This is a genomic window from Synechococcus sp. WC10meta, assembly GCF_047461475.1.
Window position 1 is genome coordinate 94,427 of record NZ_JANSHF010000003.1, and the last position, 16,690, is coordinate 111,116.

The following is a 16,690-nucleotide window of genomic DNA, read 5'->3' on the forward strand; positions in this document are numbered from 1 at the left end:
CAGGATAGCACATGAAATTAAGGAGAGACCGCAACAGTGTTTCCAGTCTGCAGGCTCAGCTGGTGTTCGTCACCAAATCCAGGCGAAAGATACTCACTCAAGAGAGTTTAAACTTGATTGCGAAGGTGTTTAAGAGTGTTGCCCGAAAGATGGACTTTGAGGTCTTGGAGTTTAACGGCGAGGCAGACTACGTCCGCCTTCTAATTGCCTACCCGCCCAAGTGGTCTATCTCTCAAATGGTGAATGCACTGAAGGGAGTTTCGAGTCGCAAGTGCGGGCAAGCTAAACTACCTAAACCTTACGGCAAGAATGCCTTGTGGAGTCCCAGCTACTTGGCTTCTAGTGTTGGGGGTGCCCCTCTGCATCTCTTAGTGGCCTACATCCAAAACCAAGAAAAGCTGCCCTAGAGGGCAGGGTTCTAGACCTAGATTTTCTGATAATGATAAGAACTTGCGGAAGGAGTTGAGCGCTTTGAAGCGTCCTGAGGCAGCAAAAGCCAAGAGGGGATCCCAGATGCGGATCCCCCTGGGGATCCTGCTGGCGGCGACGCTGCTGCTGTGGGGTCTGTGGGGATCGGCGGCGAACGGCCAGACTCGCCTCAACTTCAACAACGCCGATCTGCGAGGGCAGGATCTGTCGCGTCAGGATTGGCGAGGCAGCAGCTTTGTCAGCGCCAACCTGCAGGGTGCCGACCTGCACGGGGCTAACCTCACCGGCGTGGTCTTCACCAAGGCCAATCTGGCGGGGGCCAACCTGGCTGGGGCGGATCTGAGCAACAGCCTGCTGGATCTGGCCAACCTAGCGGGTGCCGACCTCCGAGGAGCCAACCTCAGGGGAGCGATCGCCGCGCGGGCCGTTTGGGAAGGGGCTCAGATTGCCGGCGCCGACTTCAGCGAGGCCTATGTGGATCGGGCAGCCCTGCGGCAGTTGTGCCAGCGGGCAGAGGGATCCCATCCCGTAACCGGAGTTTCCACTCGCGCAAGTCTCGGCTGTCCTTGAAAGCTGGCAAAGGTGAAGAAAACAGGATCCCTGACCCTCGCCAGCCGGATTGACCTTTAGATTGGGTGAGGCATTGATCGTACCTCAGCCATGAGCAAGCCCAGCTTTGCGGTGATCGGCCTGGCGGTGATGGGGGAAAACCTGGCCCTCAACGTCGAACGCAACGGCTTTCCAGTTGTCGTCTATAACCGCACCCGCTCCAAAACCGAGCAGTTCATCCAAGGGCGAGCCCAGGGCAAACAGATTACCCCCGCCTACAGCCTGCCGGAGTTGGTGCAACAAATGGATCGGCCCCGCAGAATCTTGATCATGGTCAAGGCAGGCCCAGCGGTGGATGCCCTCATCGACGAGCTCAAGCCGCTGCTGGAGCCGGGCGACATCCTCATCGATGGCGGCAACTCTCTCTACAGCGACACCGACCGGCGCGCTGCGGCCCTGGAGCCTACTGGGATCCACTTTGTCGGCATGGGGGTGAGCGGCGGGGAAGAAGGCGCCCTCAACGGCCCTAGCCTCATGCCTGGCGGCAGTCTGGAAGCCTACCACTTACTGGAGCCCATCCTCACCAAAATTGCCGCCCAAGGGCCGGACGGCCCCTGTGTCACCTACCTGGGGCCCAAAGGGGGCGGGCACTACGTGAAGATGGTGCACAACGGCATCGAATACGGCGACATGCAACTCATTGCCGAGGTCTACGACCTCATGCGCAGGGGGCTAAAGCTTTCGGCACCCCAGATGCAGGAGATCTTCCAAGCCTGGAACGAGACGGAGCTGGAGTCGTTTCTGATTGAGATTACCGCCAAGATCTTGGGGACGCTGGATGCGGAGACGGGCAGGCCGCTGGTGGATCTCATTTTGGACAAGGCAGGCCAGAAGGGCACGGGCCTGTGGACGGTCAAGGACGCCCTGGATTTGGGGGTGCCAGTGCCCACCATCGAGGCGGCAGTGCAGGCCCGCATTCTCTCGTCGATGAAGGAAGAGCGGGTGGCCGCCTCCAAGCAGTTGCAAGGGCCAGGAACCACCTTTGAAGGGGATCCCGGCCGCTTCCTTCAGGATCTGCGCGCCGCTCTCTATTGTTCCAAGATCTGCTCCTATGCCCAGGGGATGGCGCTGCTCCGGCAAGCCACCGTTGCCCACGGCTACATCTACACCTTTAGCGAGATCCCTCGCATCTGGAAGGGGGGCTGCATCATCCGCGCCCGCCTCCTGGGCAAAATCCAGGCAGCCTACCAGCGGGATCCGGAGCTGGTCAACCTGCTTCTGGATGAGGAGTTCAAGCAGGCCATCCAGGAACGGCAGGGAGCCTGGCGGCGGGTGGTGGCCACCGCGGCAGCTTTGGGGATCCCGATCCCGGCCATCAGCGCCTCCCTGGCCTACTACGACAGCTACCGCACTGCTGAGCTGCCCCAAAACCTCACCCAGGCCCAGCGGGATTTCTTCGGCGCCCATACCTTTGAACGCATCGACAGGCCGGGGGTTTTCCACCACACCTGGAGCGCCTAGAGGGAAGCCCCACCTAGACCCAGGGGTGTCTGCTTAACCGTAAAGCCCCGCACTTCCGTATGGAAAGGCTCTCCTTCTTGGGGGAAATCCTTGCGGAAGTGGGCTCCGCGGCTTTCCTCTCGCAACAGAGCCCCTTGCGCCACCAGGCGGGCAAGCAGCAGCAAACTCCCGGCCTCGACCTCCTCCCGGCTGGCCCAGGGCTTCTCCTCCAGGGGTAGGGCCTCTGCAAAAGCCAGAAAAGCCCGCAGCCGCTCTCCCTCCCGCACCACGCCTAGCGCTTCTCCCACCTGCTGCCTGAGCTTGGGAAGCAGAGAGGGCGGCGCCGTCAGCACCGGTAGAGCCTGCACCTGCCGCGGTGGATCCTGGAGGTCCCGTAGGGCGACTAGGGCAGCCCGCTTGCCCATGACCAGCCCCTCCAAGAGGCTGTTGGAAGCCAAACGGTTTGCCCCGTGCAGGCCCGTAGAAGCCACTTCCCCCGCCGCGTAGAGGCCCGGCAGGCCCGTGCAGCCAAAGGCATCCGTTCGCACGCCGCCCATGACGTAGTGGGCAGCGGGAGCAACCGGCAGGGGCTCTCTTTTGGGATCCAGCCCCAAAGCGCGGGCAGAGGCAACAACGGTAGGAAAGCGCTCTTCCAGATGGGGCACAGCTTGGAGGTCCAGGTAAACTCCCCCCGTCCGCTGCTGCTCCCAGAACACTGCCTGGGCCACCACATCCCGCGGCGCTAGATCCCCCAGCTCCGCATAGCGAGGCATAAAGCGCTCCCTCCAGGCGTTGAGCAGCACGGCCCCTGCCCCTCGGGCGGCTTCACTGACCAGGGCTCCATTGGGCAAAACGGTGGGGTGAAACTGCACAAACTCGAGATCCCTGAGAATGGCCCCTGCTCGCCAGGCCAGGGCCATGCCATCGCCAGTAGCTCCCGGCGGAGCTGTGGAGAGGGGGAAGAGGCTGCCAAACCCGCCTGTAGCCAGGAGAACCGCCCCCGCCCTTACCTGAAGAAAGCCCTCCGGCCCGAGGAGCAGGGCTCCTCCCACTCTCTCCCCTGCCATCAAAAGGCTGAGGGCTGTGTAGCCCTCCAAAGGCGGCTTGCTCAGGCGAGCCAGCAGGCCTCTGAGAAGCCATAGCCCACTTCGATCCCCTCCCAGATGGCGTACCCGCGCCCGCGAATGGCCCCCTTCCCGCACTGGCTCAGGGTGGAAGGGGAGCCCCCAGGACAAAAGCTTCTCTAGGTGAAGGGGCGCTTCCCACAGAATGGAGCGGGCCACTTCGGTCTCCACCAGGCCCCGGCCTGCCTGCAGGGTGTCCTGGAGGTGGGCCTCCACATCCGCCGCATCCAGCGGAAAAGCCACCCCCCCCTGCGCCCAAGGGGTGGATCCCGAGGGGAGGGGATCCTTGCTCACCACCAGGGCTCTGGCCCCCTCCGCTTCCGCCCACAGGGCTGCATAGACTCCTGCCACCCCTGCTCCCAGGATCAAGAGGTCTGTTTCCGCTGAGAAAGGCGTGGACACCACTGGACAAAACCGCCCCTCGACCAGGGCGCCCCCCTTCTAGGCTCCCGCCGGCACCGACAGCATGGCCAGGAGGGACTTGCGGGCTTTTTCGGCCACCGCCTCTGGCACCTGGATCACGTGGCGCATCTCCAGCAGGGAGCGATAGATCTTTTCCAGAGTAATTTTTTTCATGTACTCGCAGACGGCGTCTGCTTTGACAGGGATAAACCTCTTGTTGGGGGCCTCTTTTTGCAGCCGGTGGAGAATGCCCACCTCGGTGGCGACCACAAACTCGCGGCTGGCCGAAGTTTTGGCATAACGCACCATCCCCTCGGTAGAAAGGAGCTTGGCGTCCGGCTTGAGAAATAGACAACTGGAGCCACAACTGCACTCGGGGTGGATGAGGAACTCCGCCTCTGGGTGCCTCTCTGCCATCGCCTTGAGGTGCTCCTCCCGGATGCCGACATGGACGTGGCACTCGCCGGGGAATAGATCCAGCTCCCTCCCCGTTGCCTGGGCTACATAGGCCCCCAGGAACATATCCGGCACAAAAAAGATGGGGCGATCCGGCGGCAGGCTAGCCACCACTTGAACGGCGTTGGCGCTGGTTACGCAGACATCGGCTAGGGCCTTGATCTCGGCAGCGGTGTTGACGTAGGCAACCACCAGGCCCTCTGGGTTGGCCTCTTTCCAGCGCTGCACATCCTCCGGGCGGATGCTGTCGGCTAGGGAGCAGCCAGCCTCCAGATCCGGCAGCAGCACCGTCTTTTCCGGGTTGAGGATGGCTGCCGTTTCGGCCATGAAGTGGACGCCCGCAAAGACGATGACCTGGGCGTTCGTTTTCTGCGCCTCACGGGCCAGGCCCAGCGAGTCTCCCACAAAGTCCGCCACCTCTTGCACCTCGGGGAGTTGGTAGGAGTGGGCTAAGATAACCGCCTGCCTTTCTCGCTTGAGCCGAGCTATTTCCTGCACAAGGGTTGCTTCTGTCATCCTATCTAGGCCGGCCATCGAGTACAGATCCTGCCTTTGCCAGGCTGCCTGCCAAAAAATCCTAGACAAAGCGTTGCCCCGCAGCTGGGCTTGGGCTATTCATCTAGCCTAGCATCAGAAGCAGCCCCCGCCAGGGCAGACCTTAGGGCCGCACTACTAGCAAAGAGAGATCCAAGGCTTTGGCCGAGTGAGTCAGGGCCCCCACACTGATGTAATCCACGCCTGCCTCAGCCGCTTGCCGGGCGCGCTCTAGGTTCATGTTGCCGCTAGCTTCTAGGGGAACTTTCCCCCCTACCCGTTGAACGGCAACCCGGATCTGCTCCAAGGGGAAGTTATCGAGAAGAATTAGATCAGCGCCTGCTGCCAAAGCCTCCTCCAGCTCTTGGAGGTTGCGTACCTCAACCTCGACCTTGAGGTGGTGGGGGGCCCCTGCTTTGGCCCGCTGGATGGCTGCCGAGATGCCGCCTGCGCCGCGGATGTGGTTTTCCTTGATCAAGATGCCGTCGAAGAGGCCAAAGCGGTGGTTTTTGCCGCCCCCGACTCGAACGGCGTATTTCTCCAGGGCGCGCAAGCCAGGGGTGGTCTTGCGGGTGTCCAAAAGCTGGGCTGAAGTTCCCCGCAGCGCCTCTACGTAGGTGCGGGTGAGGGTGGCAATGCCGGAAAGCCTTTGGAGAAGGTTTAGCGCCAGCCTTTCTGCTGCCAGAATGCCCCGCAGGGATCCCTTGAGCTGGACTACCTCCTGGCCAGCAACCACAGAGGCTCCTTCCTCTACCTTGGGGGCGAACTGCACCTGGGGATCCACTAGCCGGAAAACCCGCTTGGCAATCTCCAAACCCGCTAGGATCCCTGGCTCCTTGGCTAGGATCACCGCCTCGCCCTCCACGCCGGGGGGCAGGGTCAGCTCACTGGTGAGATCGCCGTGGCCAAGATCTTCCTGTAGCCAGGCGCACAGGGTCTCCTCTGGGATGTAGAATGCTTGCATCATCTTTTGCAGAAGTTGGTTGCTTATGGCCTCGGCTGGATCCCCTAAGTCCAATAGTGGCACTTTCAGCCGTCGTCAGTTGCTCAAAGCAGGAGCTGCCGCGCTAGGAGGCAGTTTGCTGGCCGCAGCAGGTGCTCAAGCGCAGCGGCGAACTTCCCCCACCCTCATCGTGGCGCAGAGATCCAAGCTCGACCGAGTTTCCTATGCTACCAACTGGTATGCCCAAGCGGAGCATGGCGGCTTCTATCAGGCGGTGGCCACAGGCATTTACCGCGAGTACGGGCTAGACGTCACCATCAAGATGGGCAGCCCCCAGGTCAACATCACCCAGATTTTGGCCGGTGGAGCTGCTGACTTTGCCATGGGGGGAAGCGCGGGAGTCATCAACGCTGTGCGGGAAGGGATCCCGCTCATCTGCGTGGCGGCTATTTTCCAAAAAGACCCGCAGGTTCTCCTGGCCCATCCCGGCACCAAGCGCCTGGAGGAGCTCAAGGGCCGACCCATTTTCGTGTCCAAGGGGGCCTTTACCACCTACTGGCCCTTCCTGAAAGCCAAGTACGGCTTTACTGACGACCAAACCCGCCCCTACAACTTCAACCCTGGCCCCTTCTTGGCCGATCCCAGCTCTGCCCAGCAGGGGTACCTCACCTCTGAGCCTTTTGCCATCGAAAAACAAGGAGGGTTTAAGCCAGTCGTTTTTCTCCTGGCCGACTACGGCTACAACCCCTATGCTACGACCATCGAGACGCGGCGCCAATTGGTGGAAACCAAGCCTGACTTGGTGCAGCGATTTGTCGATGCCTCCATCAAGGGCTGGTACAGCTTTCTCGAGGATCCTCGCCCCGCCTATCGCCTCATCAAGCGGGATAACCCAGAGATGACCGATGAGCAGTTGGCCTACAGCTTTGAGAAGTTGAAAGAGTACGGCATCATTTTGTCTGGCGACGCCCTGGAAAAGGGCATTGGCGCCATGACCCACGAACGTTGGCAAAGCTTCTTTGAGACCATGACTGTAGCAGGCGTCTTTGAGCCAACTATCAACTACCGAGCTGCCTACACCCTGGACTTTGTCAACAAAGGTCCTGATTACTACAAGAAGAGCTAGGCCTATGCCCTGCAGCGGCCCGGTAACCTCCCTAGGGGCAGATAGCGATTGTTGGCTTGTCTAAGTCAAGATTGACACCCTTGCTAGCTTTCCCTTAGCTCAGCCTTACATCCCTCTGGTTTGGCTAAAATCCGCAGGAACCCTCGTGCCCAGTTTGGCTTGTCGAGCACCTTGGCTTAGCGAGCACGTAGAGGGAGGGAACAATCTTGCTTGCGCCAGTCGAGGGTCGTAAGCGATTTGAGTGGACGATGGGCAGCTCCCCGAGCGGAGGGTGAGCGGGTTTGGGAAAGCGGCAAGACGGCTTCCACGACCTCTTGGTCGGTCTGGAACTGGTGCCAGTAAGGCTTTGGGAGGCAGAGCTCTAGAAAAAAGCTAGAGTGAGGGGCTTGAACCGGCCCTCTCTGCATCGCCGTGGGCGCAAGTGGCTTGCCTAAGTGATAATCAGTGATAATCATAACTGGCGACGATTGGAGCAAATTAGCCGTGAAAGTTGCTTACGTATTCATTACCCCCCGCGGCGGCACCTACAAGCTAGGCCAGATGATCCTGCCGCAGCTTGAGGCGGGAGTCCACGGCGCAGAAGTGGTGGGCATGTTCTTTTTCGACGACAACTGCTTTGTCTTGCGGCAGGGGGATCCCATCGGCGAGCGCCTGGCCCTGATTGCCGAAGCGCAAAACATTTTGCTGATGATGTGCGATATGTGCGCCCTGGAGCGCAACCTGGCGGAAGGGGAACCCAAGTGGTGCGACGCCCAGGGACGTGGACGCAAGGAGCCGGGCTACTGCGTTCCCAAAAACGTGGTTAAAGGCGTGCAGGTGGGCTGCTTCCCCGACCTCTACGCGGCCTTGAAAGACAACCCACCTGACCAAGTGATCAGCTTGTAACAGGCCTAGCTGACGGCTACGGCAGCGGGCGGCTCCTGGCGGGGCTGAGAGCCAATCTTGCGGAAGACCAGCCGCTCGTTGGCCACATCTACCAGAATGCGGTCGCCGGGCAGGAACTCGTTTTCCAGCAGCTTGGTGGCGATGGGGTTTTCGATCTCCCGCTGAATCACCCGCTTCAGCGGGCGGGCCCCAAACATGGGGTCGTAGCCCAGCTCGGCCAGGTAGTCCTTAGCCTCTTCGGTAAGCAGGAGCTCGATTTGCTGATCCGCCAGCAACTGCTCCACCCGCCGCATCTGCAGACTGACGATCTGGCGGATTTGCTCTCGGGTGAGGGCGTGGAAGATGATGATCTCGTCCACGCGGTTGAGGAACTCCGGCCGGAAGTGCTGCCGCAACAGAGTCAGCACCTGGCTTTTCATCTCCTCATAGCGGCTTTCGTCGCCCCCGATTTCTAGGATGAGCTCGCTGCCAATGTTACTGGTCATGATGATGATGGTGTTTTTGAAGTCTACCGTCCTGCCCTGGGAGTCGGTGATGCGGCCATCATCAAGCACCTGCAGCAGGATGTTGAAAACATCGGGATGGGCTTTTTCCACCTCGTCAAAGAGCACCACCGAGTAGGGGCGGCGCCGCACCGCTTCGGAAAGCTGCCCGCCTTCTTCGTAGCCCACATAGCCCGGCGGAGCACCGATGAGGCGGGAGACCGAGTGTTTCTCCATATACTCCGACATGTCGAGGCGCACCATTGCCTCGGAGCTGTCGAAGAGGAACTCTGCCAAGGCGCGGGCCAGCTCGGTTTTGCCGACGCCAGTGGGGCCCATGAACAGGAACGAGCCAATGGGCCGATTGGGATCCTTGAGGCCGGCCCGGGCCCGCCGGATGGCTGCCGCTACTGCCGCTACCGCCTCGTCTTGGCCCACCACCCGCTGGTGCAAATGGGCTTCTAGGCGCAGCAGCTTTTGCTTTTCCGACTCCATTAGGCTAGTGACCGGGATCCCGGTCCAGCGGGAAACAATCTCGGCAATGTCTTCGGGCGTCACCTGTTCCCGCAGCAAGGGCTCGCCGTTGGCCTGCAGCTTGGCCAGGTAGGCCTCCTGTTCTTGGATTTGGCGCTCCAGCTCCATCAGCTTGCCGTATTTGAGCTCGGCAGCCCGATTGAGGTCGTACTTCTGCTCGGCTTGCTCAATCTGCAGCTTGACAGCGTCCCGCTCGGCCTTGAGGTTTTGCAGGCGCTCGATGGCCTCTTTTTCCATTTGCCAACGGGCGCTCAGCTCCCGCTGCCGCTCCATCAAGTTGGCTAGCTCCTGCTCAATTTTGCCCAGGCGCTCCTTGGAGGCGGGGTCATCTTCTTTCTTGAGGGAAAGCTCCTCCATCTGCAGTTGCATGATGCGCCGGTCAATCTCGTCTAGCTCGACGGGCTTGGAGGTAATCTCCATCTTGAGCTTGGCCGCTGCCTCATCCACTAGGTCAATGGCCTTGTCGGGCAAAAAGCGCTCGGAAATGTAGCGGTTGGAGAGAACCGCCGCTGCCACCAGGGCCGAATCGCTGATTTTTACTCCGTGGTGCAGCTCGTAGCGCTCCTTGAGGCCGCGCAGGATGGAGATGGTGTCTTCCACGGAGGGCTGATCCACATACACCGGCTGGAAGCGGCGCTCCAGGGCAGCGTCTTTTTCAATGTACTTGCGGTACTCATCCAGGGTGGTGGCGCCAATGCAGCGCAATTCACCGCGGGCCAGCATGGGCTTGAGCAGGTTGCCAGCATCCATGGCTCCCTCGGCGGCCCCTGCCCCTACCACCGTGTGCAGCTCGTCAATGAAGAGGATGATCTGGCCCTCCGATTCGGTAACCTCCTTCAGCACGGCCTTGAGGCGATCTTCAAATTCGCCGCGGTACTTGGCCCCAGCAATCAGGGATCCCATGTCCAAGGCAATGACCCGCCGGTTTTTCAACGACTCCGGCACATCTCCCCGGTTGATGCGCTGGGCCAGGCCCTCGACAATGGCGGTTTTGCCCACGCCCGGCTCGCCGATGAGCACGGGGTTGTTTTTGGTGCGGCGGGAGAGCACCTGAATGACCCGGCGGATCTCCTCGTCCCGCCCAATGACCGGATCCAGCTTCCCTTCGCGAGCGGCTTTAGTAAGGTCGCGGCCATAGCGCTCCAGGGCTTCGTAGCGGGCCTCCGGGTTTTTGTCGGTAACCCGCTGCTTGCCTCGCACTTGCTGAATGACGGGTTTAAGGCGCTCGACCGTCAGACCCAGGGGTGCTAGAACCCGCTTGCCCACCCGCTCGTCGTCTAGGGCTCCTAGGAGCAGGTGCTCCACCGAGATGAAATCATCGCCATACTCTTTGCGAAACTCCTCGGCCCGATCCAGGGTGGTCTCCAGGCCGCGGCCCAGGTAGAGCTGATCCACCCGCGCCAATTTTGGCTGCTGGTTGATGAAAGCCTCGACGCGATCCCGCACCCGCCTTGGCTCAATGCCAGCCCGCTGCAGAATTATTGGGGTAAGGCCGCCCTCTTGGTCCAAAAGCGAGATAAGCAGGTGCTCGGTTTCCAACTGCTGCTGTTGGTGGCGTCGGGCTACATCCTGGGATTGAACCAGGGCGCTCCAGGCTTTCTCGGTAAATTGGTTGGGATTGGTGGGCTGCATAGGAGTTCGCAAGTTGTTCTCTCAATCCAGATATCGCCCATTGGGCCAAAGTTGGAGTTCGTAACAACCGTCCCTCGGGGGAGGGATCCCCGCCTCATTCCTCCTCTTCGCAGGGCCGTCCCTCGCCAATCACCGCCAGGTCAATCTGTTGGCGGTAGTAATCCACGTTCTTGACCTGCACCTCCACCCGGTCCCCAAGGCGGAACTGGCGCCGGGTTTTTCGCCCCACCAGGGCTTGTTTGCGGTATTCGTACCAATCGTTTTTCAAGGTGCTCACCCGCACCAGCCCTTCTGCCAAAATGGGATCTACTAGCACGAAAAAGCCGTAGCTCTGGACGCTGACGATCAGGCCGGGGAACGTCTCCCCGAGGTGTTTTTGCATAAACTCGCACCGCTTCAAGCCCATCAGCTCCCGCTCTGCCTGTTGGTGGAGCTGATACCCCGCCTGGATTTTGGGCAGTTGCGCTTGGAGAAAGGCCTGCCACTCCTCCTGCACTTTTGGCGGCAGCACCTGCCAATCAAGTTGGTCGTAGCCGCTGGGGCTGTGCAGATCCACCACGGTTTTGGAGCGAGGGCTACGCCGATTGCGCCCTTTGCTTAGAGCCAGACCCAGAGCCCGCAAGTTGAGCAGATCGGCATAGCGGCGCAAAGGGGCAGTAAAAGAGGCATAGGGCTCTTTGAGACCTAGGCCAAAATGTCCATCCTGCAGAGGCTGCAGGCAATACTCGACGGGGGGCAGAGTAGCCAACAGCTGGGCCACCAAGGCTGGGCTAGTCCCCGCGGCCAACACATCGGGGGCAGTGATGCGGGCACAGATCCGCTGCCAATCGGCCAGCGTTACCGTCTCCGGCTCCTGCAAGTTCAGATCCAGCTTCATGGCGTTGGCCAGGCGCAGGAAGTTCTGCAGGGCCTCAGCGGTGGGGGGCTTCTGCACGCGGGCCAAAGAGGGGATCCCCAGCCGGCGCAGGTGGTGGCCCAGAACTTGGTTGGCCAGCAGAAGAATTTCGGTCATCAGGGCGTGGGCGCCAAAGCGATCGCTAATCAGGAGGGGCCCGTAGCCGCTCTCGTCGGCAGAGTAGGGGGTGAGCAAGTCCAAAAGCGGCAGGTCGAACCCACCAGCTTGGTGGCGCTTGACCCGTAGGATTTGGCTAAGACGGAGCAGGTTTTGCAGCAGGGCCATCAATTCTGGCACCTCCTCCTCGGGGCCAAGATCCGCAGCAGTGGCCAAAAGCGCCTGCACCTGGCCGTAGGAGAGGTGGGCCCGTGACCGCACCAGGCTGGGGTGGATCTCGAAGTTCCGCACCACCCCCTCGGCGTCAATGGTGATTAGCAGCGAATAGGCCAGGCGCTCCTGCTGCGGCAAGAGAGCCAGGCGGCTATGCACTTCCGGCGGGAAAAGGGGCAGCACCACGCTATCCAGGTAAACCGTGGCGGTGCGCCGCTGCGCCTCCTGCTCCAGCGGGTGATCCGGATCCAGCCAGTGGGCCACGTCGGCAATGTGCACCCCTAGCAGCCAGTGGCCCTCTTCTTGCCGCTGCAGGGAGACGGCCACATTGGGCTCGAGGCCGTGGGGGTGCTGCAAGTCCAGCGGTTCTAGGGTGATGCAAAACCAATCCCGTAGATCCAGACGGCCCTTCTGGTCAGGGCGGCTTAGCTTTTTGGGCAAGGCTGCTGCCGCTTCCAACACCGCCGGGGGAAACTCCTGGGGCAGGTCGTACTTACAGCAGACCAGATCCACGTCGATAGAAGCCTCGGGACCATGGCCCAAAATCTTGCGGATGCTGCCCACCGGCGGCAGGTTGCCAAGGGGGTAGCGCTTCACCTCCACATAGGCCAGCCGACCTTCAGCCAGCTCAGAAACAGGCGCTGGGGAGGAGGGATCCGGCTCGCTCAGGACGAGCTCGAACAGCAGCCGGTCGTCCAAGGGCACTACCCGAAAGCCTTCCTCCGTCTGCTTGAGACGGCCCACCAGCGTAGGGTTGGCCCGCTCCACTACAGCCACCACCTCTCCCTCAGGGCTGCGGCGGCGATTGCCTTCTTTGGTAATCCGGGCTATCACTTGGTCGCCATTCCAAGCGCCATTGAGGTTGCTGCCGTGGATGTACACGTCCTCCGCCCCCGGTTCATCCCGAACGGCGAAGCAAAAGCCCTTGTTGGAGCAGCGCAACCGCCCCACGACCAAGGATTCATCCGGCTTACGCCGGTAGCGAGGCGGATCCCCCGCTCGTTCAAGAAACCCCGCCCGCACTAGTCCATCGAGGGCAATGTCCAGCATTGCCACTGCTTCGGGATCAGAAGTTGGCACAAGGGCTAGCAGCGTCTCTCTATCGCTCCATTGCTCGGCAGGTTGGGAGAGAAAATGATGAAAAATCCGAGAGAAGTCCATTGCAGGGAAGCAGAGAGGAGCAAAACCTGCAAACTCAACGCCTTGAAGCTAGTCGCGGTGGCCCGTGACGATGAACGCCACCCGCTGGCCAATGTTGGTGCTGTGGTCAGCTAGCCGCTCCAGGTAGCGAATAGCCAGCAACATCAATAGGATAGGCTCGATGGATCCCTTGACGTCAGACTGCTGCGCCAACGTATTGTAAAGGTTGGTGTAATCTTCATCAACGGCGTCGTCCTCCCGCTTGAGTTGTCGGCCCAGCTCGGCATCCAATTCCGTCAGGGCCGCAAGACTATGGCTGAGCATTTTCTGGCAGCGCCGCATCATCACGCGAATGCGCCCCAGCTGGGGCGGCGGGGGGTAGAGAGCCAGGCGCAAAGCCACCTCAGCCAAGTCTTTGGCGTAGTCGCCAATTCGCTCCAGATCCCGAACCAGCTGCATCAGGGTGCTGATCCAGCGCAGATCCCGCGCCACTGGCGAGCGCAAGGCGATGAGGTCAATACAGTCTTTCTCGATTTGACGATAGAAGCGGTCGATTTGCTTGTCTTGGTCGATGGCCTGTTCGGCGGCAGCTAAGTTCTGTTCAAAGAGGGCTTGCTGAGCCAAGACCAGCGATTTTTCCGCCAGCGCCCCCATGCGCAGCACATCCTGCTGAATCCGCTTGATCTGAAGTTGCAGCTCAGCTTGCCCCATGGCTTTCTCCCTGGGAATAGCTGCTGTCGTTTGCAGCTTCCAGAGCCTGTAAATTTCATTTGTAGATCTTGATCATGGCAAACTTTTCTTGAGCAGTGGAAAACTGGCTCCCACTCTCCGCGCTGGAGGACAGGGATGAGCCGTCTCCCCATTGTCGTTTTGGACGATGACCCTACCGGATCCCAGACTGTCCATAGCTGCCTGCTGCTGACCCGCTGGGATCTGGAAACGCTCAAGTTGGGGTTACAGGATAGCTCGCCAATTCGCTTTATCCTCACCAACACGCGATCCCTGCCAGCGGCGGAGGCTGCCGAGGTGACGCGGTCGGTCTGCCGGGCCCTGAAGCAGGCCATGGGAGAGCTGGGGTGGGAGCGGGCCCTTTTCATCAGCCGCTCCGACTCGACGCTGCGCGGGCACTATCCCTTGGAGACGGATGTGATGGCGGCGGAGCTGGGGCCTTTTGATGCCCACTTTCTGGTGCCGGCCTTTTTTGAAGGAGGACGCATCACCCGCAACAGTGTCCATTATCTACGGGTGGAGGGCCGCTGGGTGCCAGTCCATGAGACGGAGTTTGCCCGCGATGCGGTGTTTGGCTACCACCACAGCTATTTGCCCGAGTATGTGCAGGAAAAGACCCAGGGGCGGATCCGGGCCGAGCAGGTGGTGCGATTGACTCTAGAGCAGATTCGCGCTGGCTGTCTGGAGCAGCTTTTAGGTCTAGGGGGGAATGTCTGCTGTGTGGTGGATGGAGAAACCCAGGCAGATCTGGATCGTTTTGCCCAGGATGTCTGGGCGGCCATAGAGCAGGGGAAGCGCTTTTTGTTTCGCAGCGCCGCCAGCCTCTTGACGGCTTTGGCCCAGTTGCCGCCGCAGCCGGTTCCGCCAGAAGAGATGGGGCAGTTTGTCCGCTCTGACCGGCCAGGGGTGGTGATCGTGGGATCCCATGTCCAAAAGACCAGCCAGCAGTTGGCCCGCCTGCTCCAGGAGCCAGGGATCCAGGGCATCGAGGTGGAGGTAAGGCGGCTCTTGGAGCCGGGGAAGGAAGCCGAGCTGCTGCCGGCAATCCTGGAGCAAGTCCACCGCGCCTACGGGCAGGGCCTGACGCCGGTGGTCTACACCAGCCGGGAAGAAGTGGGGTTTGACGGCGCCAACCCGGAGGCACGGCTGGCCTTTGGGCAGAGAGTTTCCCGCCTGTTGATGGCCATTGTGCAGGGGCTGCCGGAAGGGATCGGCTATCTCGTTAGCAAGGGCGGCATTACCTCCAACAACATCCTCAGCGTTGGCCTCAACCTGCCAGCGGTGCGGCTGCTGGGGCAGATCTACCCAGGGATCTCCATGGTGCTCACGCCAGCAGACCATCCCCGCTTTCCCAACTTGCCGGTAGTGCTGTTTCCGGGCAACGTGGGCGAGGCGGATACGCTGGTTTTGATCTACCGTCGCCTCCGCAGCCGCGGCTTGGTCTAGCCTAGTCCTTCCCGCCATGGCTGAACTCGTCTCCCCACCTGAAACTCTGCCTGCCTTGGAGGGCTGGTGGGGATCCCTGCGGCAGAAACCAACGGTGCTGCCTCCGGCGGTGGTTCACTGCTGTTCTGAGAGCCTGGGCAGCCCGGATGCCGATGTGGTGATTGCCGGCGGCACCCTGGGGCTTCTCTTGGGAGCGGCCTTAGCCAAGCGGGGCTGGCGGGTGATCCTAATCGAGCGCGGCATCCTGCGGGGGCGGGAGCAGGAGTGGAACACCTCCCGGCGAGAGCTACAAGTGCTGTTGGAGCTGGAGCTGCTCACCCCAACCGAATGGGAGGCGGTGCAGGTGACCCACTACCCCCGAGGGCGCATTGGCTTTGGGGAGGGCCCCACCTGGTGGGTGGAAGGGGTGCTCAATGTGGGCGTGGATCCGGTCAGCTTGCTGGAGTTCCTCAAGCAGCACTTCCTAGACTGGGGAGGGCAGTTGCAGGAGCAAACTGGCTTTCTTGGCGCCACAATCCACCCCGACGGGATCCGCATCCAGACCACCACCGGCCAGCTCAGCGCCCAGCTCCTGGTGGATGCCATGGGGCACCGCTCCCCCATCGTGGCCCAGGCCCGCCAAGGGCAGCCGCCGGACAGCGTCTGTCTGGTGGTGGGATCCTGTGCCCAGGGTCTGCCGGAGCAACCCACGGGGGATCTGTTCTACAGCTTTACCCCAGCCCAGAACGGCTACCAGCCCTTCTGGGAGGCCTTCCCCGCCCGCGATGGGCGCACCACCTATCTGTTTACCTACTGCGACCGGGATCCCCGCCGACCGAGTCTAGAGAGGCTCTGGCAGGACTACTGCCGGCTGCTCCCTGCCTACCAGGGGGTTGAGCTGGAGCAAATCCGCTGGGTGCGCAAGCTGTGTGGCGTTTTCCCCGCCTACCGGCGCAGCCCGCTGCAACTGCCCTGGGATCGCCTTCTGGCAGTAGGAGACAGTAGCGGCAGCCAGTCGCCTTTGAGCTTTGGCGGCTTTGGGGCAATGTTGCGCCATCTGGATCGTCTGCAACAGGGAATCCACGAGGCTCTAGCCCAGCGGCAGTTGGATCGGGCGGCCCTGGCCCTGCTGCAGCCCTACCAGCCCAATTTGGCGGTAACCTGGCTGTTTCAAAAAGCAATGATCCCTCCTTTGGGAGAGGAAAACTGGGATCCCCATAGCATTAACCGCCTGTTGAGCAGGGTATTTGAAGCCATGGTTGCCGCCGGACCCCAGGTGGTGCAGCCCTTTTTGCAGGATGTGGTGCAGCTTGGCGGCTTGGCCCAGGCCCTGTGGGGGGTGACGCGTCGGGATCCCAGCTTGGTAGCCAGACTTTTGCCTCGGTTGGGGTTGCCGGAGCTGGTGGCATGGGCGGGCCACTTTGGCGCCCTTGGCCTCTACGAGCTGCTGCAAAGGCTAACGGATCGCCCGGAGCTGGAAACCGACCCCCAAGACTACTTCTGGAAGCGGCGCCGCGAGGCTTGGCGCTACGGCTGCGGTCAAGATTACAAGTTATTCCCATAGTGATATCGAAA

Annotated in this window: 13 protein-coding genes; 7 read left to right on the forward strand and 6 right to left on the reverse strand. The window is 61.2% G+C overall.

What is annotated here, in order from left to right:
• Positions 1–11: 11 nt before the first annotated feature.
• The 3 genes from tnpA (at position 12) to gndA (ending at position 2,499) form a co-directional block, all read left to right on the forward strand.
• Entirely contained in the window at positions 12–407 is a 396-nt protein-coding gene (gene tnpA, locus NW804_RS02630) for an IS200/IS605 family transposase (protein ID WP_414422791.1), read from the forward strand.
• 64 nt (positions 408–471) lie between these two features.
• Positions 472–999 (forward strand): pentapeptide repeat-containing protein, encoded by a 528-nt coding sequence (locus tag NW804_RS02635; protein WP_414422792.1) that lies wholly within the window; start codon positions 472–474, stop codon positions 997–999.
• Positions 1,000–1,089: 90 nt separating this feature from the next.
• A complete protein-coding gene (gene gndA / locus NW804_RS02640; RefSeq protein WP_414421028.1) occupies positions 1,090–2,499 on the forward strand; it encodes an NADP-dependent phosphogluconate dehydrogenase in 1,410 nt (469 codons plus the stop codon).
• On the opposite strand, the gene NW804_RS02645 is transcribed toward gndA, so the two are convergent.
• The 3 genes from NW804_RS02645 to nadC form a co-directional block, all read right to left on the reverse strand.
• Entirely contained in the window at positions 2,496–4,004 is a 1,509-nt protein-coding gene (locus NW804_RS02645; protein WP_414422793.1) for an L-aspartate oxidase, read from the reverse strand. The genes gndA and NW804_RS02645 overlap by 4 nt on opposite strands.
• Before the next feature lie 39 nt (positions 4,005–4,043).
• Positions 4,044–4,976, reverse strand: a complete 933-nt coding sequence (nadA, locus tag NW804_RS02650) for a quinolinate synthase NadA (RefSeq protein WP_414394741.1) — start codon at positions 4,974–4,976, stop codon at positions 4,044–4,046.
• A gap of 142 nt (positions 4,977–5,118) precedes the next feature.
• Positions 5,119–5,961 carry a carboxylating nicotinate-nucleotide diphosphorylase gene (nadC, locus tag NW804_RS02655; RefSeq protein WP_414422794.1) on the reverse strand — a complete coding sequence of 281 codons (843 nt, stop codon included), beginning with the start codon at positions 5,959–5,961 and terminating at the stop codon, positions 5,119–5,121.
• A gap of 22 nt (positions 5,962–5,983) precedes the next feature.
• Between nadC and NW804_RS02660 the strand changes: the two genes are divergently transcribed.
• Positions 5,984–7,063 carry an ABC transporter substrate-binding protein gene (locus tag NW804_RS02660; protein WP_414421031.1) on the forward strand — a complete coding sequence of 360 codons (1,080 nt, stop codon included), beginning with the start codon at positions 5,984–5,986 and terminating at the stop codon, positions 7,061–7,063.
• 483 nt (positions 7,064–7,546) lie between these two features.
• Positions 7,547–7,948, forward strand: a complete 402-nt coding sequence (locus tag NW804_RS02665; RefSeq protein ID WP_414422795.1) for a SaoD/DsrE family protein — start codon at positions 7,547–7,549, stop codon at positions 7,946–7,948.
• Positions 7,949–7,953: 5 nt separating this feature from the next.
• On the opposite strand, the gene clpB is transcribed toward NW804_RS02665, so the two are convergent.
• The 3 genes from clpB to phoU all read right to left on the reverse strand — a co-directional run bounded on the left by clpB (position 7,954) and on the right by phoU (position 13,672).
• Positions 7,954–10,596, reverse strand: coding sequence for an ATP-dependent chaperone ClpB (gene clpB / locus NW804_RS02670; protein ID WP_414394818.1), 2,643 nt, complete (start codon positions 10,594–10,596; stop codon positions 7,954–7,956).
• A 94-nt stretch (positions 10,597–10,690) separates the two neighbouring features.
• Positions 10,691–12,901, reverse strand: a complete 2,211-nt coding sequence (locus tag NW804_RS02675) for a ribonuclease R family protein (protein ID WP_414422796.1) — start codon at positions 12,899–12,901, stop codon at positions 10,691–10,693.
• 129 nt (positions 12,902–13,030) lie between these two features.
• Positions 13,031–13,672, reverse strand: coding sequence for a phosphate signaling complex protein PhoU (gene phoU, locus NW804_RS02680; protein ID WP_414410756.1), 642 nt, complete (start codon positions 13,670–13,672; stop codon positions 13,031–13,033).
• A gap of 135 nt (positions 13,673–13,807) precedes the next feature.
• On the opposite strand from phoU, the gene NW804_RS02685 reads away from it, so the two are divergent.
• Together NW804_RS02685 and NW804_RS02690 are read left to right on the forward strand one after the other, a co-directional pair.
• Positions 13,808–15,136 (forward strand): four-carbon acid sugar kinase family protein, encoded by a 1,329-nt coding sequence (locus NW804_RS02685; protein WP_414422797.1) that lies wholly within the window; start codon positions 13,808–13,810, stop codon positions 15,134–15,136.
• Between the two features lie 16 nt (positions 15,137–15,152).
• Positions 15,153–16,679 carry an FAD-binding oxidoreductase gene (locus NW804_RS02690; RefSeq protein WP_414421035.1) on the forward strand — a complete coding sequence of 509 codons (1,527 nt, stop codon included), beginning with the start codon at positions 15,153–15,155 and terminating at the stop codon, positions 16,677–16,679.
• Positions 16,680–16,690: the final 11 nt, after the last annotated feature.